Source organism: Streptococcus oralis, assembly GCF_023110435.1.
In the GTDB taxonomy this organism is placed as follows: domain Bacteria; phylum Bacillota; class Bacilli; order Lactobacillales; family Streptococcaceae; genus Streptococcus; species Streptococcus oralis_CF.
This window is the reverse complement of record NZ_JALDWB010000001.1, coordinates 450,106-472,390: the sequence shown is the minus strand read 5'-3', so window position 1 is coordinate 472,390 and position 22,285 is coordinate 450,106. Positions and strand designations below refer to the sequence as shown.

Sequence of the window (22,285 nt, the reverse complement as noted above, 5' to 3'; positions counted from 1 at the left end):
TTTTTTGAAAAAAATTCTGAACAGGAAGGATTCCTGTTCAGAATTTGCATATTCTTACCCAACTGATCCTTCCATCTCATAGCTAATCAAGCGGTTCAGCTCAACTGCGTATTCCATTGGAAGTTCTTTTGTGAAGGGCTCGACAAATCCCATGACAATCATCTCGGTTGCTTCAGATTCTGACAAGCCACGGCTCATGAGGTAGTAGAGTTGTTCTTCTGAAATCTTAGATACCTTGGCTTCGTGTTCCAAAGCAACTTGCGAGTTATGGATTTCATTAAATGGAATAGTATCTGATGCTGACAAGTCATCCATGATAATGGTGTCACACTCGATGTGAGAAACAGATTTCTTGGAGTTTTTGTTAAAGGTTACTTGTCCACGGTAGTCCACCTTTCCTCCACCTTTAGCGATAGATTTTGAAACAATAGATGAGCTTGTATGTGGAGCGTTGTGGATCATCTTGGCACCCGTATCTTGGTGTTGCCCTGCATTGGCAAAGGCAATTGAAAGCATGGTACCACGGGCTCCTTCTCCATCTAGATAAACAGATGGATATTTCATAGTTGTTTTGGCACCCAAGTTCCCATCAATCCACTCAACAGTAGCATCTTTTTGAGCTTTGGCACGTTTCGTTACCAAGTTATAGACGTTGTCAGACCAGTTTTGGATAGTCGTATAGCGCATATAAGCTCCGTCCAAGGCAAAGATTTCTACAATGGCTGCATGCAAACTGTTGCTTGAGTAAGTCGGTGCTGTACATCCTTCTACATAGTGGACACTTGCTCCCTCATCAACGATAATCAAGGTACGTTCAAACTGACCAGTATTTTCGTTATTAATACGGAAGTAGGTTTGAAGTGGAATATCTACCTTGACCCCTTTCGGTACGTAGATAAAGGTTCCACCAGACCATACTGCTGAGTTAAGGGCTGCCAACTTGTTATCTGTCGGCGGTACCAACTTCGCAAAATATTGTTTAAACAAGTCAGGGTATTCCTTGAGGGCAGAATCTGTATCTGTAAAGATAATTCCTAACTTCTCAAACTCTTCCTTCATGTTGTGGTATACCACTTCTGACTCGTACTGGGCAGAAGCTCCAGCTAGATAAGCACGTTCAGCCTCTGGAATCCCGATACGTTCAAAGGTTTCTTTAATCTTTTCAGGTACATCATCCCAAGAACGGGCAGGTTTATCAGAAGGTTTTTGGTAGTAGATCAAGTCATCAAAGTCAATCTCTGACAAGTCTGCTCCCCAAGTTTGCATGGGCATTTTTTTGAAGGTTTCATAAGATTTCAATCGAAATTCTAACATCCACTCAGGTTCTCCCTTAGCAGCTGATAATTCGCGAATGACATCTTCGTTCAATCCTTTTCCTGTCGATAGGACAGGCTCTACATCGTCATGGAAACCAAATTTATATTCACCAAGGTCAATTGGTTTTGGTTCTACTCTTTCTTCAGCCATAATATCCTTTCTTTCATTCTTCATTTCTACTGATTCGTAAGACAGAAGAAACTCGTCTTACTGTTTTTCTTGATTTTCAATTGTTTTCTTAAGAGCGTTCCAAGCTAGGGTTGCACACTTGATTCTTTGAGGGAATTTGGCAACACCTGATAAGAAGGCCGCGTCTCCAAGTTGGTCTTGACGCTCATCTTTTTGCCCTTGAACCATTTCAGAAAAAATAGCCGCAAGCTCTAAAATTTCTTGTTTGTTTTTTCCTAAAACGGCATCTGTCATCATACTAGCAGAGGCAGTTGAGATGGTACAACCCGAGTTTAGAAAAGCAATATCCTCTAAACGATCCTCTGCATCAAACTTGACAGAGAGGTTGATGACATCACCACAGGTTGGATTGTTGAGACTGATTTGTTCAGCGTCTTCTAACTTTCCTTGGTGATGTGGATTTTTCGAATGGTCTGCTACCACTGCCATATAAAGGCTATCTAGTTTAGAAAGTGCCATTGAAAAACTCCTTTGTCTTTTGTAAGGCATCGACTAGTTTGTCGCAATCTGCCTTGGTATTGTAAATATAAAAACTTGCTCGAGCTGTTGCTGGGACTTCTAGATACTGGAGCAAGGGTTGCGCACAATGGTGACCAGCACGAACAGCCACTCCTTCATAATCCAGAGCCGTCGCAAGATCGTGAGGATGAAGATCCCCTAAGTTAAAAGCAATGACACCTGAACGTTGAGACAAGTCCTGAGAACCGTAAATGGTCAATCCCTCAATTGCCTGCAGTTTTGGATAGACGTACGCAATCAATTCCTGTTCATGAGCTTCAATGGCATCCATGCCAATCTTTTCAAGATAATCTACTGCAGCAGCAAGTCCGATTGCACCCGCCATATTTGGCGTTCCAGCCTCAAATTTCCAAGGCAATTCCTTCCAACTAGCAGATTGCTCGTAGACGAAATCAATCATCTCTCCACCAAACTCAACTGGTGACATTTGTTCTAAATACTTCTCTTTTCCGTACAGAACACCGATACCAGTCGGACCAGCCATCTTGTGACCCGAAAAGGCAAAGAAGTCCACATCCAAGTCCTGAACATCAATCTTCATATGAGGCGTAGATTGAGCTCCATCCACCACCATGATAGCTCCAACTTCGTGGGCCAAATGAGTGATTTCTTTGATAGGATTGACCACACCCAAAACATTTGAGGCGTGAGCTAGGGAGACAAACTTGACCTTGTCAGTCAATTTAGCTCGCAAATCCTCCATATCCAGAGCTCCATTCTTGAGATAGACATAGACAAGCTCTGTCCCAGTCTTGCGACAGGCCTCCTGCCAAGGAATGATATTGGAATGGTGTTCCATGACGGAAATCAAGACCTGGTCTCCCTCAGTCAAGACTTCCTCAGCATAACGCGCTACCCAGTTAAGACTGGTCGTCGTTCCTCTAGTAAAGAGAACTTCCTTTGTCGAACCTGCATTGATAAATTTACGAATAGTTTCACGAGCAGCTTCATAAGATGCTGTCGCCCTTTCAGCCAAGGTATGGACACCACGATGAACATTGGCATTGTCCTGCTCATAGTAGCGGTTGATCGCTTCCAGAACTGCTAGTGGTTTTTGTGTCGTCGCAGCATTGTCCAGATAGACCAGAGGTTCATCGTTGACAATTTGGTCTAAAATTGGAAAATCCTTGCGAATCGCTTCTACATCTAACATAGACTTCCCCTTAGCGTTTTGACAATTTTTCTTCGACAGTTGCAATCATTTCGTCTCGAACTTCTTTGACTGGAATCTCAACGATAACAGAGCCAAGGAAACCACGAACAACCAAACGCTCTGCTGTTGCTTTGTCCAAGCCACGGCTCATAAGGTAGTACATGTCTTCTGGATCAACTTGTCCAATAGACGCTGCGTGTCCTGCAGTAACATCATTTTCATCAATCAAAAGAATTGGGTTGGCATCTGAACGCGCCTGGTCTGAAAGCATAAGAACACGGCTTTCTTGTTGCGCATCTGCTCCCTTAGCACCCTTGATGATGTGGCCGATACCATTAAAGGTCAAAGTTGCTTTTTCAAGGATAACCCCATGTTGGAGGATATTTCCGATAGAGTTGCAGCCGTAGTTAGTCACTCGAGTATCAATCCCTTGAATCTGGCGGCCGCTTGAAAGAGCTACGACTTTAAGGTCAGCATGGCTACCATTTCCAATCAAGTCACTATCAAAGTCCGCAACGACATTTCCTTCGTTCATAACACCGATTGCCCAGTCAATGCTTGCATCGTTGCCTAGTTTACCACGACGGCTAATGTAGGCAGTCACATTTTCACCTAAACGGTCAATAGCAGCAAATTTTACTTGCGCACCAGAACGAGCAATCACTTCAACTGTTATATTGGCAGTTGCCTTAGCACTACCTCCACCACGTGACTCTAGACGTTCAAGATAGCTTATTTTAGAGTTTTTACCAGCAATGATAAGAATATGCTTGTTAAATGGCACATCACTATCGCTGTCTTGGTAGAAAATTCCTTCGATTGGCTCTGTAATCTCAACATTATCTGGAATATAAAGAACAGCACCACTGTTAAAGTAAGCTGTATGGTAAGCTGCCAACTTGTCGTCATCATACTTAACTGATGACATGAAGAATTCCTCGATAAGTTCTGGAATTTCTTCTAAAGCTGAGTGAAAGTCTGTAAAGACTACTCCTTGTTCAGCCAATTCAACTGGAGTTTGTTCAAAAACAGTCTGCGTTCCTACTTGCACCAACTTCAAGTGATTATCTAGAGCCGTGAAGTCAGGAACATTTGCTGAAGGCTCACTTTCTGTGATGGTTCCATCCCCCAGATTCCAACGGTGAAATTTGACACGCTCGATAACTGGTAACTCCAAACTCTCAATCTTATCAAAAGCTTTTTGACGGAGGTCTGACAACCAGCTTGGTTCAGCGTGCGTTTCTGAAAAAAGTTTAATATTTTCTTTAGTCATTTACTTCTCCTAAAAGATACGAGGGAATTACAATTCTTCCTTGTAGTCGTAGCCAAGTTCTTCAGCTAGTTTTGCGTATCCTTCACGTTCCAAACGGGCTGCTAATTCTGGACCTCCAGAAAGGACCACACGACCTTCCATCATCACATGTACCACATCAGGTGTGATGTAGTTCAAAAGACGTTGGTAGTGAGTGATGATCATAGCACCAAAGCCTTCACCACGCATAGCATTGACACCTTTCGATACAACTTTAAGGGCGTCAATATCAAGACCTGAGTCAATCTCATCCAAAAGGGCAAAAGTTGGTTCCAACATCAAGAGTTGAAGAATTTCATTACGTTTTTTCTCACCACCAGAGAAACCTTCGTTGAGGTAACGCTCTGCCATTTCTTCTTTCATGTTGAGCAATTCCATCTTCTCATCTAATTTAGTGATGAACTCACGAACTGAAATCTTTTCATCGTCTTCTTTACCAGCATTCATGGCTGCACGAAGAAACTCAGCGTTAGTAATTCCTGGAATTTCAGATGGGTATTGCATAGCAAGGAAAAGTCCCATACGCGCACGCTCGTCTACTTCCAATTCAAGGATATTTACACCGTCAAACAAGACTTCACCTTTGGTAACTTCATAGTTAGGGTTCCCCATGATAGCGGCTGAAAGAGTCGATTTACCAGTACCATTTGGTCCCATGATAGCTGCGATTTCTCCTGTTTTTAGAGTCAGGTTGACTCCTTTCAAAATTTCTTTTCCTTCAATCTCAACGTGAAGATCTTTGATCTCTAATACTGACATGATAGTTCCTTTCTTTTTCAAACATTTTGCTCAATACTTTAGGAAATTGCTTACAATCCCTAAAAAATAGGACAAAATGTCAATAAATATACTCTACTAGTATAACAAAAAAAAGCCTAAAAGGCTTTGATTTTGTCTAGAAGCTGGGGGCTAATCCTTGCGGTTTAAGTGTTGATCAATAGCGTCTACAATTTTTCCCATCACGTAACTTAACCTAAAGTTTCGAAAGAGTAGAATCGCCCAAAAAGCTGCCATAACGTAGCGACCAGTCATTAAAGATTCATTGAAAAAATAAGTCTCAGCAGCCGTGAATAACGCTATTATGATAAATTGTTGTCTATTCATAAGATTATTGTATCATGAAATCCATTTTTAGTCTTCTTCAACCATGACTTTATCAGCCAGAAATTCAAATCCTTCTGGAATCAGGCTCCCTTCTTCTACCTCTTGGTCAGCTTGAGTAGACTTGTTTTTAGCTGAAAATGCTGCTCGAACCTCTTTCCATTCCTCTAGGGAAATAGCCAGAATCTCAGGTGAAAATCCAGCTGCCTGGCTGAGAATATTGCCGAACATGGTATTGAGGTTATCACGTTTCATGGTTTGACCAGCATTGAAATTAGACTCAAAGGCTAAAATAGCATGGTGTTCATTGGCCGCAACTGGTTGAGAACCTACGAGAAGGGCCTTATCAGGTCCAGCTAAACTTTCAATCACTTCTCCCCACGCATTCTGAAGGCGAATCAAGTTTTGACGTGCCAAATCAGGACTTTCGACAGCTTCTTGCAGGATAGACTGAACTTTGTTGCGATCCACTCGATAGACTGTCTTGGAAGTGGTTGGACGACTAGGAACAGGCACAACTTGTTTAGGAGCGGTGCCCACATTGGCAAGTTCTTGTTTGAGACGGGCAACTTCCTGTCTCAGTGCAGAAATTTCACTTTCAACAACTCCTGAAAGCGAAGATTCAGGTTTAATTTCAGCTAAACGAATGGTCATCATCTCAGCGTAAATCTTAGGTTGCAAGCTGGCCTTCATATCTGCTAAACTCACTGTCGCTAGACGAATCATTTCAAAGAGTCTTTCCTGAGACAGAGCTAGATTGTCCATAAAAACTGAACTATGATGAGTATTTTCGCCACCTGTCTGAACAACCAGTAGATCACGCAAATACTGCAAGAGATCCGTCACAAAACGAGTCATGCTCTTGCCATTTTCAAACAAAAGATTCAAAGAATTGAGAGCTTTTGGGACATCCTGTTGGGACAAGGCGGCCACATAGTCATCTAGAGCCGAAAGACTAATAGTGCCTGTAATCTCCTCAGAAATAGCTGTAGTTAAAGCATTCCCTTGTGTCAAACTCAAGGCTTGGTCCAAAATTGACAAGGCATCCCGCATCCCACCTTCAGCCCGTCTAGCGATAATTTCCACAGCCTCTGGTTCAGAACTGATATTCTCTTTTGACAAAATGGTTTGGATATGGTTCTTAATATCTTGCGTTCTAATCGATTTAAACTCAAAACGTTGGACGCGCGATAAAATAGTTGCTGGAATCTTGTGCAATTCGGTGGTCGCTAAAATAAAGACAACATTTTGAGTTGGTTCTTCTAGAGTCTTCAAAAGCGCATTAAAAGCTCCTGTAGACAACATATGAACCTCGTCTATGATATAGACCTTATAACGTGCCAAACTAGGAGCATAGGTGGATTTATCACGAATTTCTCGGATTTCATCAACTCCGTTATTCGAAGCCGCATCCATTTCGATAACATCTTCTAAGCTACCTTCTGTCACAGCCTGACAGATATAGCAGTTATTACATGGTTCTCCGTCTACCTGGTTTGGACAGTTCATTGCCTTGGCAAAAATCTTGGCTACACTGGTTTTCCCAGTTCCACGAGGGCCTGAGAAAAGATAAGCATGACTAATCTTTTCCTGCTCGACTGCCTGTTTTAGGGTTTTAGCCACAACCTCTTGTCCGACCAATTGTGAAAAAGTTTGGCTTCTATATTTTCGATAAAGTGCTTGATACATTAGGCTTTCTCCTCAAACATTGTAAAGTTCCATTCTGTCTTCTCAAGCAAAATAGCGACAAATTGTTCCAAGTAATCACGGTCAATGGCATTGTAATCATCAATAAGTGAAGAATCCAGGTCTAAGACACCCAGAAATCGACCATTCTTGAGCATGGGAACTACGATTTCACTCTTGGCCATACTATCACAAGAAATGTAGTTTGGATAGGTGCTCACATCGCCAACTAAAACAGTCTCTTGAAACTCAGCAGCTTCTCCACACACGCCTTTTCCAAGCGGAATGCGAATACAAGAAACACCACCCTGAAAAGGCCCTAAAACTAACTCGCTACCATCAAACAGATAAAATCCTGCAAATACAGTATTGGGAAAGCGAGATTTTAGGAGGGCACTAGCATTCGAAAGATTAGCAAGAACATTGCTCTCACCGTCAAGCAAATAAGAGAGTTCCTCATTTAACAATTGATATTGTGATTGTTTTTCTGAATCTAACATAGAACTATTATATCAAAAATGGGAAAGAGACAAAAGAAAAATCCCTTGTTTTAAACAAAGGATTTTGTGATTAACAATCTGATTAAAGTTCGATATCACCGAACAAGTCAGCCATTGAGAATCCTGTTTGTGTTTCTGGAAGTTCAAAATCACGTTTTTCTTGACGTTTTGGACGACGTGGACGAGCAGCACGTTTTTCTTCTTTTTGTCCTTCTTCTTGAGCTGGACGTTCTTCAAGAGCTTTGATAGAAAGTGATACACGTTCTGCGTCAGCGTTAACATCAAGGACCTTAACAGTAACTTCTTGACCAACAGTAAGAGCTTCTTTTGGATTTTCGATACGTTTGTGTGAAATTTGTGATACGTGAACAAGTCCATCGATACCTGGCAATACTTCAACAAATGCACCAAAGTCAGTCAAACGTTTAACTGTTCCTTCTACTACATCACCTTTAGCCAATTTTTGCTCAACACCATCCCATGGTCCAGGTGTTGTTGCTTTAAGTGAAAGTGATACGCGTCCTTCTTCTTCGTTAAGATCAAGGATCTTCACTTCAATTTCTTCACCAACAGTTACAACTGATTTAGGTGAAACGTTACGTTCATGTGACAATTCAGTCAAGTGAACCAATCCGTCAACACCACCAAGGTCGATGAAAGCACCAAAGCTTGTGATACGAGCAACTTTACCAGTTACTACATCACCAACAGCCAATTTACCGAACACTTCAGCACGAACTGCTGCAGTAGCTGCTTCAACAACTTCACGACGTGAAAGGATGAAGCGGTTTTCTTTAGGATCAACTTCTTTGATTTTAGCATCAAATTCTTGACCTACGAAACGCTCAGTGTTACGTACGAAACGAGTATCCAACATTGAAGCTGGGATAAATCCACGAACACCTTCAAATTCTACTGAAAGTCCACCTTTAACAGCACGAGTTCCTTTAACAGTAACAACTTCTTCTTCGCGTCCTACAAGTTTGTCCCATGCTTTGCGAGCTTCAAGGCGTTTTTTAGATACAAGGTATGTAACTGTATCAGTATCTTTACCAACTACTTGACGAAGTACAAGAACATCCAATACTTCCCCTACTTTCACAAAGTCATTGATATCTGCATCGCGATCGTTTGTCAATTCGCGAAGAGTCAAGACACCTTCAACACCAGTCCCAGAGATTGCAACGTTAGCTTGAGTCGCATCAACTGTCAATACTTCAGCACTAACAACATCACCAGGCTCAACTTGGCTAACGCTATTTAGCAAATCTTCAAATTCGTTCATCTAAAAAATCCTCCAACAATCAAGTCTTTTCCAAAACTTGACATACTTATAATTTTTTTCCTAAGCACCCGCAAGAACATGTTCGTTTTGTTCATGTCTTTCAATATAAAAATAAAATACCCTAAGATATTTTTCTTTTTATCTTGAATTTATTACCTAAGAACTGGGGTAGCTGGATTCGAACCAACGCATGAGGGAGTCAAAGTCCCTTGCCTTACCGCTTGGCTATACCCCAATGATGAGATGGAGAGAGAGGGATTCGAACCCCCGAACCCGAAGGAGCGGATTTACAGTCCGCCGCGTTTAGCCTCTTCGCTATCTCTCCAATGCTTAACGAAAACTATTATATCATGAAATTTTCAAAAAAACAAGCATTATTTTGTTAAATTATAGTTTTCAATCAAAATTTCCACAGCTTTTTCAAGTTTTTTATAAAAACTATCGACATTTCCATTCTTTATGATGGCAAATTGGTTATCTAATTCGGCAATTTCTCCAATGACCTTTTTCCCGATCGTCAAAACGTAGCCTTCATAACTGTCTTTTCCAACAGTCACTTTTGCATCTGTTAATTGAATTTCAATTTTCTTATCTTTTTTACTCATACTGTACCTCTTTTCACTTTTTCTATTGTACAAGAAAAAGTGAAAACTAGCAAGAAAAAACTCCATTTCAGCCCTTACAACTGCTATGGAGTTCCTCTTTACTTCTAGTCTTTTAATCCACTTTGACAATCCATCCCTCTGGTGCGTCCACATCACCAAATTGGATACCAGTCAATTCATCATAGAGTTTCCGTGTAACAGGACCTACTTCTGTTTCGCTATAGAAAACATGGAAATCGTCACCGTGTTGGATTCCCCCAATTGGAGAAATAACCGCTGCTGTTCCACAAGCACCTGCCTCTACAAAACGATCCAAATTGTCAATCGGAACATCACCTTCGATCGGTGTCAAGCCCAAGCGATGTTCAGCCAAGTAAAGCAAAGAATACTTGGTAATAGATGGCAAGATGGATGGACTCAATGGCGTAACAAATTCATTGTCTGCCGTGATTCCAAAGAAGTTGGCTGATCCGACTTCTTCAATCTTTGTATGTGTAGATGGGTCTAGGTAGATAACATCTGAGAATTGGCGTGACTTGGCCATTTTACCTGGGAGGAGGCTAGCAGCATAGTTCCCACCTACCTTGGCCGCACCTGTACCATTTGGAGCGGCACGATCGTATTCATCCTGAATCAAGAAGTTTGTTGGGACTAAACCACCTTTAAAGTAATTCCCAACTGGCATAGCAAAGATAGTGAAAATATACTCTTCTGCTGGTTTAACCCCGATAATATCCCCAACACCAATCAAAAGTGGACGAAGATAAAGGGTTCCACCTGTTCCATATGGTGGGACGTATTCTTCATTTGCACGCACAACTGCTTTACAAGCTTCTACAAACATTTCTGTCGGAACTTGTGGCATCAAAAGACGGTCGCAAGTACGTTGCAAACGCTTAGCGTTTTCGTCAGGACGGAACAATTGAATACTGCCGTCCTTGGTACGATAGGCTTTCAATCCCTCAAATGCTTGCTGTCCATAGTGGAGACTTGGAGAAGACTCTGAAATATGCAAGGTTGCATCCTCTGTCAATTCTCCTTGATCCCATTGACTATTTTTGTAGTGAGCGATATAGCGGTAAGGTAATTTCATATAAGCAAATCCAAGGTTTTCCCAATCAATTGCAACTGTCATGTGTTTCTCCTTTATACTATTCAAACTATGTGTTCTATTCTACACTTTTCTAGTGAAATTTCAAGTATTATTTGTAATTTTCTGAAAATTTTTTCAACACAAAAGAAATCAGCCCTCTGGACTGATTCTTTTTACGAATTTGTTTTGTCCTCTTTAAAGACTTCTTTGAGGTAAGCATCGAAAACTTCCTCATCTGAAATGGTGTCTGAAATAAAGCTTCCATTGCTAGTACGTTCTGACAAGTTGAGGTCCTGCAATCGACTCTCATAGATTGTTCCCTTATTAGATTGGACAAGTAACGTTTGGTCGTTTTCTTCTACTTCTGTACTAAAAAGATCACCAACGAATCCTTGCTCTGAAACTGCTCCAGCCAAGAAGACACGGTGCGGTTTGTTTTTCAACTCACGCAAGACTTGTAGGCCTCGTTTGGCACGGCTGGTCGCTGGAATTTCCTCAATGGAAACGCGTTTCAAGCTACCACGTTGGGTCAAGAGGTAGAAGGATGAGGTGTTACAGATAAAGGCAGCTTGAAGCGCATCATCTGCCTTTAGGTTCATAGCCTTGACACCCGCAGCCTTGGCACCAACAACTGGTACCTCTTCGATATTGAAACGAAGGGCGTAACCGTTTTGGCTAATCAAGAGTACATCGTCCAGTTTAATCGGAGCCACTGCTACAATCTGGTCTGTCTCGTCTTTGAGCTTAGCATACTTGACAGACTTAGACTTGTAGGTCCGCCATGGAGAGAATTCTTTGCGTTCTACACGCTTGATTTGACCAAGGCGAGTTGCTACAAAGTAGGTAGTCGCATCATCAAACTGATCCACGACATCTACGTAGAGAACTTCTTCATTGGTTTCAAAGTTTGTAATGGTCTGGCTCAAGTGCTCTCCGATGTCCTTCCAGCGAATATCTGCTAACTCATGGATTGGTCGATAAATGACATTTCCAAGAGTCGTGAACATCAAGAGATGCTGCGTTGTCTTGGCAGATTGAACAAAGATTAAACGATCATCATCACGCTTACCAATTTCTTCCAGAGTGGAAGCTGCAAAGGAACGTGGGCTGGTACGCTTAATATATCCTGCCTTAGTCACGCTGACATAGGTATCTTCCTCGGCAATCAAACTGGCTGTATCAATCTCGATGACTTTTGCAGTATCTTCTAAAGTACTCAAACGCGGAGTCGCAAATTTCTTCTTGACCTCACGGAGTTCTTTCTTCATGAGATTGTACATGGTCCGTTCATCACCGATAATCGCCGCAAGCATGGCAATCTTTTCACGAAGTTCTGCTTCTTCTTCTTGCAAGACAACCACGTCTGTATTGGTCAAACGGTAAAGTTGTAAGGTAACGATGGCCTCAGCCTGCTCTTCTGTAAACTCATAGCTGACCTTGAGATTTTCTTTGGCGTCAGCCTTATTCTCAGAGGCACGGATAAGGGCAATGACTTCGTCCAAAATCGAAATCACGCGAATCAAACCTTCGACGATATGGAGACGTTTCTCAGCCTTTTCCTTGTCAAAGCGGGAACGTGCCAAAATCACTCCACGACGGTGGGCGATATAGCTAGACAAGATTGGAACAATCCCTACCTGACGGGGTGTGAAATTATCAATCGCCACCATATTAAAGTTGTAGTTGATTTGCAGGTCAGTATATTTGAATAGATAGTTAAGAACGAGCTCGGTATTTGCGTCTTTCTTAAGCTCAATAGCGATACGAAGACCGTCACGGTCAGACTCATCACGAACCTCAGCAATCCCTGCCACCTTGTTATTGACACGAACATCATCGATTTTCTTGACCAGATTGGCCTTATTGATTTCATAAGGAATCTCAGTGATAACGATTTGTTCCTTACCACCTTTAAGCTTTTCAATCTCAGTCTTAGAACGAACGACCACGCGCCCTTTCCCAGTTTCATAGGCCTTCTTGATTTCGTATCTCCCTTGGATGATTCCTCCCGTCGGGAAGTCTGGTCCAGGCAAGAATTCCATGAGTTTATCAACCTTGGCAGTTGGATGGTCAATCATGTAAACCGTAGCATCGATAACTTCGGCCAAATTATGTGGTGGAATATCTGTGGCATAACCAGCCGAAATACCAGTCGATCCATTGACCAAGAGGTTTGGAAATGCTGCTGGCAGGACTGTCGGCTCTTTCTCGGTATCGTCAAAGTTCCATGCAAAAGGAACTGTCTTTTTCTCGATATCCTGGAGAAGGTAGCCTGCAATCTCAGACAAACGTGCCTCGGTATAACGCATAGCCGCCGGCGGATCTCCGTCCATAGAACCGTTGTTACCGTGCATTTCAACCAGAATCTCACGATTCTTCCAGTCCTGAGACATACGGACCATGGCATCATAGATAGAACTGTCCCCGTGTGGGTGGAAATTCCCCATGATATTCCCGACTGACTTGGCCGACTTACGGTAGCTCTTGTCAAAAGTATTGCCATCTTTATTCATCGAATAAAGAATACGACGCTGAACTGGCTTCAAACCATCCCGAATGTCTGGTAAAGCCCGGTCTTGAATGATGTACTTGGAGTAGCGACCAAATCGCTCTCCCATGATGTCCTCCAGGGACATGTTTTGAATGTTAGACATAATAATTCTCTTTTTAGTGTTTTATTGTAAAGTAAATCTATATTTTATAAATTTAACTGTTTCTTTGTAGGTAGTGAGAAAAGAAGAGCAATCCTACTAATCCTAGAATGAATAAAAGATTAATTTTAATAACAAATAAGCTAAGTAGGGTATTAATTAGGCCGTGAAAAATGGCGCAATAAAGGATCGACTTAGTCTTTTTGAAAACAGCTGCTAGAAGAATACTGAGATAAATTGCAAATATACTGAATAATATAAAAGGCATCCTACTTTGGGAACTTCCAATCACAAACCATAAAGGTACATGCCATATTGCCCAAATACAACCTGTTATCAAACCGGAAATCCAAAAGGAGAATCTAGTTTCCAAAGTTGGTTGCAAGATGCCTCGCCATCCCAATTCTTCTTCGCCACCATAAACACAGACTGCACTCAAAAAAACAACAAACAAATTTCCTAGTGGAAAAGCCGGATTAAGCTCCTTAGATGAGAAAGCAATGACACCTGTCTGCACGAAAATTAGTAAAAGAAATAACAAAATATATTTCTTTGAGTCCCCTAAGATAAAAGAGACTATGCTTTTAATGGATTTTTGAGGCAAGCAAGAAATGGCTGCAATGGTTGGACCGAAACCTCCTAGTAAATGGAGAAAAACTCCTAGTGGACTTGTTAGACTTAAGAGGCTCATTTGCGTCAGAAAAGCGAGCAATCCCCAACCAAATCCCCAAGAAATGAGAAAACTAATCAGTAAAAATTTTGTTATCTTATTATTTTGTAAATGTTTCATTTGTTTCGAGTCTCTCCTCAGCATACTGAATCATCTTCTCAGCTGCTTCCCTATCATAGTTAAAGCCCATTTTTTTAGCAAGGCTTTGAGCCTCTTGGTGGAAAAGTTCCATGGTAGCAAATAAAGACTGAGTGACTTTGTCACTACATGAGAAATCAAGCAGATTCGAGAATTCCTTCTCTTTCTCAGCAGACAAATAGTTAAAGAGATACTTGTAGTTCTTGCCGATGTCGACAGTCCCCCTATCACTTGCTACCTGCCAGGCTAAGACCTTCAAGAGTTCTTGTTGACATATACCGTAGAGATGATCAGTGGCATAGAGAACTTGCTTACGACAAATTCCTTTAACCACGTAGGCTGACACCCACCAAAATTCATTGCAGGCTTTTTCAAAATCAATCGGGCTAGCTGGATCCGTCCAGTAACGTTGAGGACTTGTAGTATAGGACTCAAACAAGCCTTTCTCATCTTTCAAAACTGTATAATCGGCCTCACTATCCACCCACTCTTGGATGTGGTCTTTGGGGCAAAGGGTCAAATCAATCCGATTGCCATCTTCAAAAAGCATGAGATAGAGACGACGGTTGCCTAGGATATTATGCTGCTCAATGATACGTGTTCCAAACTGGTCCAACCAAGAAAAGTCACTCGTCAGATTGTCTAAGTCGTCCACAACATAGACTACATCATAGTCTTGAAACTCATCTTTTGGCGCTCTTGTATCAGTTCGTGAACCAGACATGGCGACAGCCTCAATTTGTAAAGTTTCAGCAGTCTGTAAAATCAATCTCAGCATTTGCGCTTCACTTCTATGTTGTCTGCACATATCTTTTATAGAGTTATTTTTCATTGCCGTCTTGCTCCTCTTGTTTTTGGATGCCTCGTATTCTTTTCTTCTCAAGTTCGCCTATTATCAATTGGATAGTTGAACAAATCCCCAAAACGATTAAAACAAAATAAAACAAATTAATATCGTTTCTATGATATATTTGAAAGCTTCTCCATAATACAAAAGTATTTACTAATGAAAGAAGGAAAAGTAAAATAGCATTGAATAGGAGTGTTATAGCGAACTTACTCTTAAAATACCTATAATGTTTTCCAATCCGATAGAGAGTATATAGTGAAAAAACAATCATCAAAGGTGTGAAGGCAAGTGCATAAAATAAGATAAACCCTATTCCTGAGTATGGTTTACTTTCCATTGGTAGATCTAATAGACAGATACAAATAGTGAGGATGTTCAATATAAACAAAGATACTGTGCGAGCACACTCTTTTCTACCTTTATTGGTCATTAAATCATATATAATTCCAAAAATGGATAGGAGAACAAGGAAAAAAGGTATCATTAATAACGTAATCAATACTGCACCTCCAATAGTTTTAGCGATTGTTTACATACAAAAGATAATCGTCACCTTTGCTTGAACTTCATAACTCCCCTGTCTGGTAAAGGTTATACCCTTCGTAATAATATGAAGCATCCACACCCTTAAAGAAACGGGCCTGAGTGAGGTCATCCGTCAGATTATCGAGGAGGAGATTCTTGAGTTCTCCAGTCGACACTGCACTACGCTTCATGGCATTCAGGTATTCATCCTTATCAATGGCGTTCCAATCTACCACTTTCCCCAGCTTCTGACGAAGCATACAATCTAGCCAAATCCGCATGGCGCGTCCATTCCCCTCACGGAAAGGATGGGCAATATTCATATCCGCATACTTATCAACTACCTCATCAAAATTGTCATGAGGAAGTTTGTCAATATACTGCAAGGATTGCTCTAAAAAAATACGGGGGGCAAATTGAAAGTTATCCTTTGTAATATTGACATCACGGATCTTTCCAGCGAAATCATAGATGCCTGAAAAGAGATAACGGTGAATAGCGGACAGCCCTGCAAAAGTACCAACTTCCATCTTGAACAAAGCTCCTGTCTGAAAAAGCAGGGCGGCTTGTTTTTTTGTCAGTTTTTCTTCTGCATCTGCCAGCTGGGCTGAGTTTGTAATGCCTAGTTTATTTTCCCATACCATCTTTGTTCCCATTTCTATTCTTTTTAGGACTTCAAAACTTCGCCTTATGTTGCAAAAACTCGTCTATCTGTGAGGGACTTCTTCAGAAGAAAGCTACTTTTCCTCAGCTACTGCTTCTTGCTTGCTTTTCTTTGGTGTTAATTTTTTATAGCGACTACGGATAGCGTTGAGATGGTCACGGAGATCTGCATACTGCTTTTTATCTGGATAAGCATAGGCGTTGATTGCAGTAAAGTCCACAAGGAAGTCATAGATTTCTTGTAATTTCGCACGGACTTCCTTGTTTTGACTAGGTGCCTTGCCTTTTTGCTCAGCCAAGCGCTCCTTATAGGCTTTTTCAAACTGAGCTTGCGCCTTTGTCAAGGTTTCTACATGAGTTGTCAAATGCAGGGTTGCAAGGGCAGTTTGGTAGTCAGTATCTTTTAACTCCTTAAGCAAATGGTTAATAGCTTCTGTCTCTTTTTCGTAGCTCATACTCGTTAGCCCAGCATAATTTTTGAAAAGTTTGCTGAGTTTGTCGTAAGCTTCCTTGCTACCTACTTCTTTCACACGAGAGAAGGCCTTGACCAAGCCAGTCAAGGTAGAAAGCGCATCATCACGCTCACGATCAGATGCTTCCAGACTAGCCACCGTTTGACTGGCCTTGGAACGGTGCAAACCAGCTTGCAAGGTCTCAAGAAGTTTCTCCATATCCTCAAGTTTCGTTGCATAAACCTGCTCAGACTTATTGGCTTTTGTAAAAGCCCCCAACTCGTCCTTGCTCTCAGATAGAAGTTGAAAGAATTCGTTGTTTTCTAAAGCTTTTGTATCTAAACTGCTAATTCCATAAATTTTTTTCATCTGGATAATCTCCTAATTTTTTTATTTTAATGTACTTTTTACTTCGTCTGATTTTCGGAAAAAGTTTTTTACTCCTGCAAGAGCTCGTCCGAAAAACAAAGGTTCGTCTTTTACTCAAAATACACTCGTCCGATTTTCGGACAAATAGAATTCGCCATGAAAGGTCTCGTCCGAAAATCGGACGATTTCACTTTAGAACTGGCGAGCTTGTCAGAAAATCTGGCGAGAAAATTGTCATTTCATTATGGGGGATAATCATGGATTCAATCCAATTTGAAGGCATTTAGTTTTGTTTTAGAATTATACTGAACTATAGCAATTTTCTTATGAAGCTTATCTAGTTTACCATTATCCAGTTTCTCGTTGGTTGCCGCATTAATAAATCTATTAATTGTGTCACTATCAGACTCTTTATTGCTATTGTAATTATAAATAATCAACTCAGCATCTGTCTCCAAAAGTGAGTTAAGAATATTATTCCACCACCAAAAATCACTGCTACCTATTGACATGCCATAAATAATGAACAGATGAGTGTCATTAAAATACAATTTATATCTTTTATCATTTTGGGCCCAATAAGGTTTTAGAAATTTTTTAGCCAAAAACCTTTTCTTTTTATTTTTTATTTGTTCTTCATTATCAAACCCGAATAACATTGATTTTGGAACATTCTGATAACCATGAGGATGGTTGATATTACTCATTAAATAACTGGAGTAATTAGTTTCTTCATTTAAATGTGAATCTACCAAATAAGAGCCTTGTGACCATTCTTTTGTTTCCAAGTCCATTCCCCAACCGGGCAAATCAATCGGTGTACCATCAGGATTTGGATAGAATTTAATCTGCCTATCTGCAAACTTATGGGGATGCGGATCAAATTGTCCTTTATCAAGCAATAAAATATTATCTAACATCGAAGTATAGTTGAAATTTAAAATTTCCCAGTTAAATAAAGAATAATGTTTGGTTTTACGAGGAAAAGCCAATTTATTGAAATTTTTCGTATCTAAATCACCTAAAAAACGGGTAAAAGAATTAAGAGCAATCCCTTTTTCTGTGCTATCATTCCCTAACTTAGCAAGCATATTAGGAATAATTATTTCATTTAAAAAATTTGAGAACTCGATTTGAAATTGAGTGAAATCGTTAGCCAATTTCTCTTCGTCCAGCCAGCTTGGTTGATTAAAGATCTCAATTAAACTATTCTCAAAGTCACTCCAGTTTTTCTTAATATTAGGATCTTTTTCATTATCTTTCTTATCCTCAGTCATTTTTTTAAAGATCATATTATCTTTATCAAAATTCTTATAGCAAAGATAATTATAGAAATTTTGATAAGAAGTCCGATACGGAGAACCTAGATATTCCATTAACTGAATATCTACTCCATTACCAAACAAAGCCATAATATTAATTTGGCCATCATCAGCCAATTTTTCAAATTCTTGATTTGTATATTTGGTATAACTCATATTCTCTTTTTCATCCTTTCAAAACACCCCACTCTCCTCAAGCGTAAACTTGACATTATCTTCAATCCACTTGCGGCGTGGTCCGACCTTGTCTCCCATGAGGACGTTTACGCGGCGTTCAGCGCGTGCTAGATCTTCAATTGTAACACGGATAAGAGTGCGGGTTTCTGGATTCATGGTTGTTTCCCAGAGCTGGTCCGCGTTCATCTCACCAAGCCCCTTGTAGCGTTGGAGGGTAGCGCCTTTACCGAACTGATTCCGTAGTTCTTCTAGCTCTCCGTCCGTCCAAGCATAAGCTACTTCTTCTTTCTTGCCTTTGCCTTTGGACATCTTGTAAAGAGGCGGAAGGGCGATATAGACATGTCCTGCCTCAACTAGCGGACGCATGTAGCGGTAAAAGAAAGTTAAGAGAAGAGTTTGAATATGGGCACCATCAGTATCCGCATCGGTCATGATAATGATCTTGTCATAATTGGCATCTTCAATAGAGAAGTCTGCCCCAACACCTGCACCGATAGTGTAAATCATAGTGTTGATTTCCTCATTTTTGAGGATATCCGCCATCTTGGCCTTGGCTGTATTGATAACCTTACCACGAAGGGGCAAGATAGCCTGAAACTTACGGTCACGACCTTGTTTGGCAGAACCGCCGGCAGAATCACCCTCGACCAGGTAGAGTTCATTCTTTGCTGGATTTTTAGACTGGGCTGGGGTCAATTTTCCAGACAGCAAGCCTTTGTCTTTCTTGTTTTTCTTACCATTTCGGCTCTCATCACGTGCCTTACGTGCCGCCTCACGGGCATCACGCGCCTTGATAGCCTTGCGGATGAGATTTGAAGCCAGTTCCCCATTTTCCATAAGGAAGAAGGTCAACTTATCAGCTACAATTCCATCCACAACCGGACGAGCTAGTGGACTCCCCAGTTTATCCTTGGTCTGACCTTCAAACTGGAGGTGTTCTTCAGGAACCAGAATAGAAAGAACGGCTGCTAGTCCCTCGCGGTAGTCTGAGCCTTCAAGATTTTTATCTTTTTCCTTGAGAAGTCCCGTCTTACGAGCGTAGTCATTCATGACCTTGGTAATGGCTGACTTGAGTCCTGTCTCATGGGTTCCACCGTCCTTGGTACGAACGTTATTGACAAATGATAAAATATTATCTGAAAATCCATCATTGTACTGGAGGGCAACTTCCACTTGGAAACCATTGTCTTCGCCTTCAAAGTATAGAACTGGCGTCAAGGTTTCCTTGTCTTCATTGAGGTAAGAAACAAAGTCTTGTACCCCGTTCTCATAATGGAACTCGATTGCTTCATCTGTTCGCTTATCTGTCAAAGACAAGGTAACATTTTTTAAGAGAAAGGCTGACTCATTGAGTCGTTCTGAAATGGTATTGTACTTGAAATCAGTAGTAGAAAAGATAGTCGCGTCAGGCATGAAGGTAACTTTGGTACCTGTCTTAGACTTGGGTGCTGTGCCAATTTTCTTCAAGGTTGTGACGGGTTTCCCGCCATTTTCAAAACGTTGCTTGTAGACTGCACCGTCACGAGTGATTTCAACTTCCAACCAGCTAGAAAGGGCATTAACGACAGAAGAACCAACCCCGTGGAGACCTCCAGATGTCTTATAGCCACCTTGACCGAATTTCCCTCCAGCGTGGAGAATGGTAAAGATAACCTCAACAGTTGGGATTCCCATGGCGTGCATACCAGTCGGCATTCCACGACCATGGTCCTCTACTGTTAAACTGCCATCTTTATTGATAGTCACATCAATGCGGTCACCAAAGCCAGACAAGGCTTCATCGACTGCATTGTCCACTATTTCCCAGACTAGGTGATGAAGACCCGCACCGTCAGTCGATCCGATATACATACCCGGACGTTTACGGACCGCATCCAACCCTTCTAGCACCTGAATGGCATCATCATTGTAGTTATTAATATTGATTTCCTTTTTTGACACAAGGAACCTCCTATTTGTTCATCTTTTCTATTTTACAGGTTTTCTAGGGATTTTGCAAAATTTTTCCCATTCAGCCGTCACAATTTCACAAGATATTCTCTGACTTTCCACAGCATTTCATGGTATAATAGGTCTATGATGACATTTGTATTATTAATTCTAGCTTATTTGCTAGGTTCGATTCCGTCTGGTCTATGGATTGGACAAATTTTCTTTCAAACAAATCTGCGTGAACATGGTTCTGGAAACACCGGAACAACCAATACTTTCCGAATTTTAGGTAAGAAAGCGGGTATGGCAACCTTTGTGATTGACTTCTTTAAAGGAACCTTGGCCACTCTCCTTCCAATCCTTTTCCACCTACAAGGTGTATCGCCTCTTGTCTTTGGACTTTTGGCTGTCATTGGACATACCTTTCCTATCTTTGCAGGATTTAAAGGAGGCAAGGCTGTCGCAACAAGTGCTGGAGTGGTTTTTGGATTTGCTCCTGTTTTCTGCCTCTACCTAGCAGTCGTATTCTTTGGAACCCTCTATCTTAGTAGTATGATTTCCCTGTCTAGCGTTACTGCTTCTATCGCAGCCGTTATCGGAATTCTCCTATTTCCACTATTTGGTTTCATCCTAAACAGCTATGACCTTCTTTTTATCGTGATTATCCTAGCGCTTGCTAGCTTGATTATCATTCGTCACAAGGATAATATCACACGCATCAAAAACAAAACTGAAAACCTTGTTCCTTGGGGACTCAACTTGACTCATCAAAATCCTAAAAAATAAAACGCCAGTTTGAACTGACGTTTTTTTGTATGCTTATTTTGATTTGATGTAGTTGATACCATCTGCCTTTGGTGCAACAGCTTTTCCAAAGAAGGCTGCCAAGACAATAACTGTCAAAACATAAGGCGCAATTTGGAGGTATACCGCAGGTACTCCTTGCAAGAAAGGAAGTTGGGAACCAATAACGGCCAAACTTTGAGAGAGTCCAAAGAAGAGACTTGAAAGCATAGCTCCGATTGGATTCCATTTACCAAAAATCATAGCGGCAAGAGCGATAAATCCAGGACCGACAATAGTTGTCACTGAGAAGTTGACTGAGATTGATTGGGCGTAGATAGCTCCACCAATTCCGCCAAGGAAACCAGAAATGATAACTCCAAAATATCTCATCTTGTAAACATTGATCCCCAAGGTATCCGCTGCTTGAGGGTGTTCACCGACAGAGCGAAGACGAAGACCAAAGCGGGTCTTAAAGAGGATAAACCAAGCAAGAAATGAGAAGGAAATCGCCAAGTAACCAAGCAGACTCGTTGACTTGAAAAAGATATCGCCGATTACTGGGATATTTGCCAAAACAGGGAAATCAAAACGTCCAAAAGTTTGGCTCAAGTTGTCGGTTTGTCCTTTGTTATAAAGAACTTTGACCAAAAAGACTGCTAAAGCTGGCGCCATCAAGTTCAACACTGTTCCACTGACAACATGGTCCGCACGGAAGTGAACGGTTGCAGCTGCGTGGATAATTGAGAAAATCGCTCCCACAATTCCTCCGACCAATAAGGCAAGCCAAGGAGTTGCTGATCCAAGTTGTTCTGCAAATTCAAGGTTGAAGACTACCCCAGAAAAGGCACCCATAACCATAATTCCCTCAAGACCGACATTGACTACCCCTCCACGTTCAGAGAAGACCCCACCAATACTCGTAAAGACAAGAGGTGCTGAGTAGATCAACATAGAGGATACCAAGAGGGTTAGCATTGTTGTAATAGACAT

At 41.2% G+C, this 22,285-nt stretch carries 21 protein-coding genes and 2 tRNA genes; 1 reads left to right on the top strand and 22 read right to left on the bottom strand.

Annotated features, from left to right (window positions below; translation table 11 throughout):
- Positions 1–54: 54 nt before the first annotated feature.
- From sufB to parE, 21 genes are all read right to left on the bottom strand, one after another.
- Positions 55–1,467, bottom strand: coding sequence for a Fe-S cluster assembly protein SufB (gene sufB, locus M1F97_RS02450; RefSeq protein WP_000797047.1), 1,413 nt, complete (start codon positions 1,465–1,467; stop codon positions 55–57).
- Between the two features lie 57 nt (positions 1,468–1,524).
- Positions 1,525–1,965 (bottom strand): Fe-S cluster assembly sulfur transfer protein SufU, encoded by a 441-nt coding sequence (sufU, locus tag M1F97_RS02445; RefSeq protein WP_247944070.1) that lies wholly within the window; start codon positions 1,963–1,965, stop codon positions 1,525–1,527.
- Entirely contained in the window at positions 1,952–3,178 is a 1,227-nt protein-coding gene (locus tag M1F97_RS02440; RefSeq protein WP_247944069.1) for a cysteine desulfurase, read from the bottom strand. Before M1F97_RS02440 ends, sufU begins: the two co-directional genes overlap by 14 nt.
- Positions 3,179–3,188: 10 nt before the next feature.
- Complete coding sequence (gene sufD, locus M1F97_RS02435) at positions 3,189–4,451, bottom strand: Fe-S cluster assembly protein SufD (protein WP_247944068.1); 1,263 nt, start codon at positions 4,449–4,451, stop codon at positions 3,189–3,191.
- A 27-nt stretch (positions 4,452–4,478) separates the two neighbouring features.
- Positions 4,479–5,249 carry a Fe-S cluster assembly ATPase SufC gene (gene sufC, locus M1F97_RS02430; protein WP_000114489.1) on the bottom strand — a complete coding sequence of 257 codons (771 nt, stop codon included), beginning with the start codon at positions 5,247–5,249 and terminating at the stop codon, positions 4,479–4,481.
- Positions 5,250–5,399: 150 nt separating this feature from the next.
- Complete coding sequence (locus tag M1F97_RS02425) at positions 5,400–5,594, bottom strand: DUF3272 family protein (RefSeq protein WP_001081605.1); 195 nt, start codon at positions 5,592–5,594, stop codon at positions 5,400–5,402.
- A gap of 27 nt (positions 5,595–5,621) precedes the next feature.
- On the bottom strand, positions 5,622–7,280 hold the full coding sequence (gene dnaX, locus M1F97_RS02420) for a DNA polymerase III subunit gamma/tau (protein ID WP_247944067.1): 1,659 nt from the start codon (positions 7,278–7,280) through the stop codon (positions 5,622–5,624).
- Positions 7,280–7,777, bottom strand: a complete 498-nt coding sequence (locus tag M1F97_RS02415; RefSeq protein ID WP_169446207.1) for a GAF domain-containing protein — start codon at positions 7,775–7,777, stop codon at positions 7,280–7,282. The genes dnaX and M1F97_RS02415 overlap by 1 nt, the downstream gene beginning before the upstream one ends.
- Positions 7,778–7,859: 82 nt before the next feature.
- Entirely contained in the window at positions 7,860–9,062 is a 1,203-nt protein-coding gene (rpsA, locus tag M1F97_RS02410) for a 30S ribosomal protein S1 (protein ID WP_247944066.1), read from the bottom strand.
- Positions 9,063–9,225: 163 nt separating this feature from the next.
- A tRNA-Gln gene (locus tag M1F97_RS02405) sits at positions 9,226–9,297 on the bottom strand.
- 9 nt (positions 9,298–9,306) lie between these two features.
- Positions 9,307–9,387: transfer RNA gene (locus M1F97_RS02400), tRNA-Tyr, on the bottom strand.
- A gap of 49 nt (positions 9,388–9,436) precedes the next feature.
- Positions 9,437–9,667 (bottom strand): DUF2969 domain-containing protein, encoded by a 231-nt coding sequence (locus tag M1F97_RS02395; protein ID WP_000037105.1) that lies wholly within the window; start codon positions 9,665–9,667, stop codon positions 9,437–9,439.
- 112 nt (positions 9,668–9,779) lie between these two features.
- Complete coding sequence (locus M1F97_RS02390; protein WP_348771715.1) at positions 9,780–10,817, bottom strand: branched-chain amino acid aminotransferase; 1,038 nt, start codon at positions 10,815–10,817, stop codon at positions 9,780–9,782.
- A 116-nt stretch (positions 10,818–10,933) separates the two neighbouring features.
- Positions 10,934–13,414, bottom strand: coding sequence for a DNA topoisomerase IV subunit A (gene parC, locus M1F97_RS02385; RefSeq protein WP_247944064.1), 2,481 nt, complete (start codon positions 13,412–13,414; stop codon positions 10,934–10,936).
- Positions 13,415–13,466: 52 nt separating this feature from the next.
- A complete protein-coding gene (locus M1F97_RS02380; protein WP_247944063.1) occupies positions 13,467–14,201 on the bottom strand; it encodes a CPBP family intramembrane glutamic endopeptidase in 735 nt (244 codons plus the stop codon).
- A complete protein-coding gene (locus tag M1F97_RS02375) occupies positions 14,182–15,051 on the bottom strand; it encodes an aminoglycoside 6-adenylyltransferase (RefSeq protein ID WP_169446213.1) in 870 nt (289 codons plus the stop codon). Before M1F97_RS02375 ends, M1F97_RS02380 begins: the two co-directional genes overlap by 20 nt.
- Positions 15,041–15,553, bottom strand: a complete 513-nt coding sequence (locus M1F97_RS02370) for a hypothetical protein (protein ID WP_247944316.1) — start codon at positions 15,551–15,553, stop codon at positions 15,041–15,043. Before M1F97_RS02370 ends, M1F97_RS02375 begins: the two co-directional genes overlap by 11 nt.
- 82 nt (positions 15,554–15,635) lie before the next feature.
- Positions 15,636–16,238: a protein adenylyltransferase Fic gene (fic, locus tag M1F97_RS02365; RefSeq protein WP_247944315.1), complete on the bottom strand. Its 603-nt coding sequence runs from the start codon at positions 16,236–16,238 to the stop codon at positions 15,636–15,638.
- Between the two features lie 93 nt (positions 16,239–16,331).
- Positions 16,332–17,078, bottom strand: a complete 747-nt coding sequence (locus tag M1F97_RS02360) for a DUF6261 family protein (RefSeq protein ID WP_247944062.1) — start codon at positions 17,076–17,078, stop codon at positions 16,332–16,334.
- A 263-nt stretch (positions 17,079–17,341) separates the two neighbouring features.
- On the bottom strand, positions 17,342–18,556 hold the full coding sequence (locus M1F97_RS02355) for an AbiH family protein (protein ID WP_247944061.1): 1,215 nt from the start codon (positions 18,554–18,556) through the stop codon (positions 17,342–17,344).
- An 18-nt stretch (positions 18,557–18,574) separates the two neighbouring features.
- Positions 18,575–20,518 (bottom strand): DNA topoisomerase IV subunit B, encoded by a 1,944-nt coding sequence (parE, locus tag M1F97_RS02350; protein ID WP_247944060.1) that lies wholly within the window; start codon positions 20,516–20,518, stop codon positions 18,575–18,577.
- A 135-nt stretch (positions 20,519–20,653) separates the two neighbouring features.
- Here parE and plsY point away from each other — a divergent pair, with 135 nt between their 5' ends.
- Positions 20,654–21,295 carry a glycerol-3-phosphate 1-O-acyltransferase PlsY gene (plsY, locus tag M1F97_RS02345; protein ID WP_247944059.1) on the top strand — a complete coding sequence of 214 codons (642 nt, stop codon included), beginning with the start codon at positions 20,654–20,656 and terminating at the stop codon, positions 21,293–21,295.
- Between the two features lie 33 nt (positions 21,296–21,328).
- On the opposite strand, the gene M1F97_RS02340 is transcribed toward plsY, so the two are convergent.
- The gene (locus M1F97_RS02340; RefSeq protein WP_247944058.1) at positions 21,329–22,285 is read right to left on the bottom strand and encodes an ABC transporter permease; all 957 of its coding nucleotides are present in this window, start codon (positions 22,283–22,285) and stop codon (positions 21,329–21,331) included.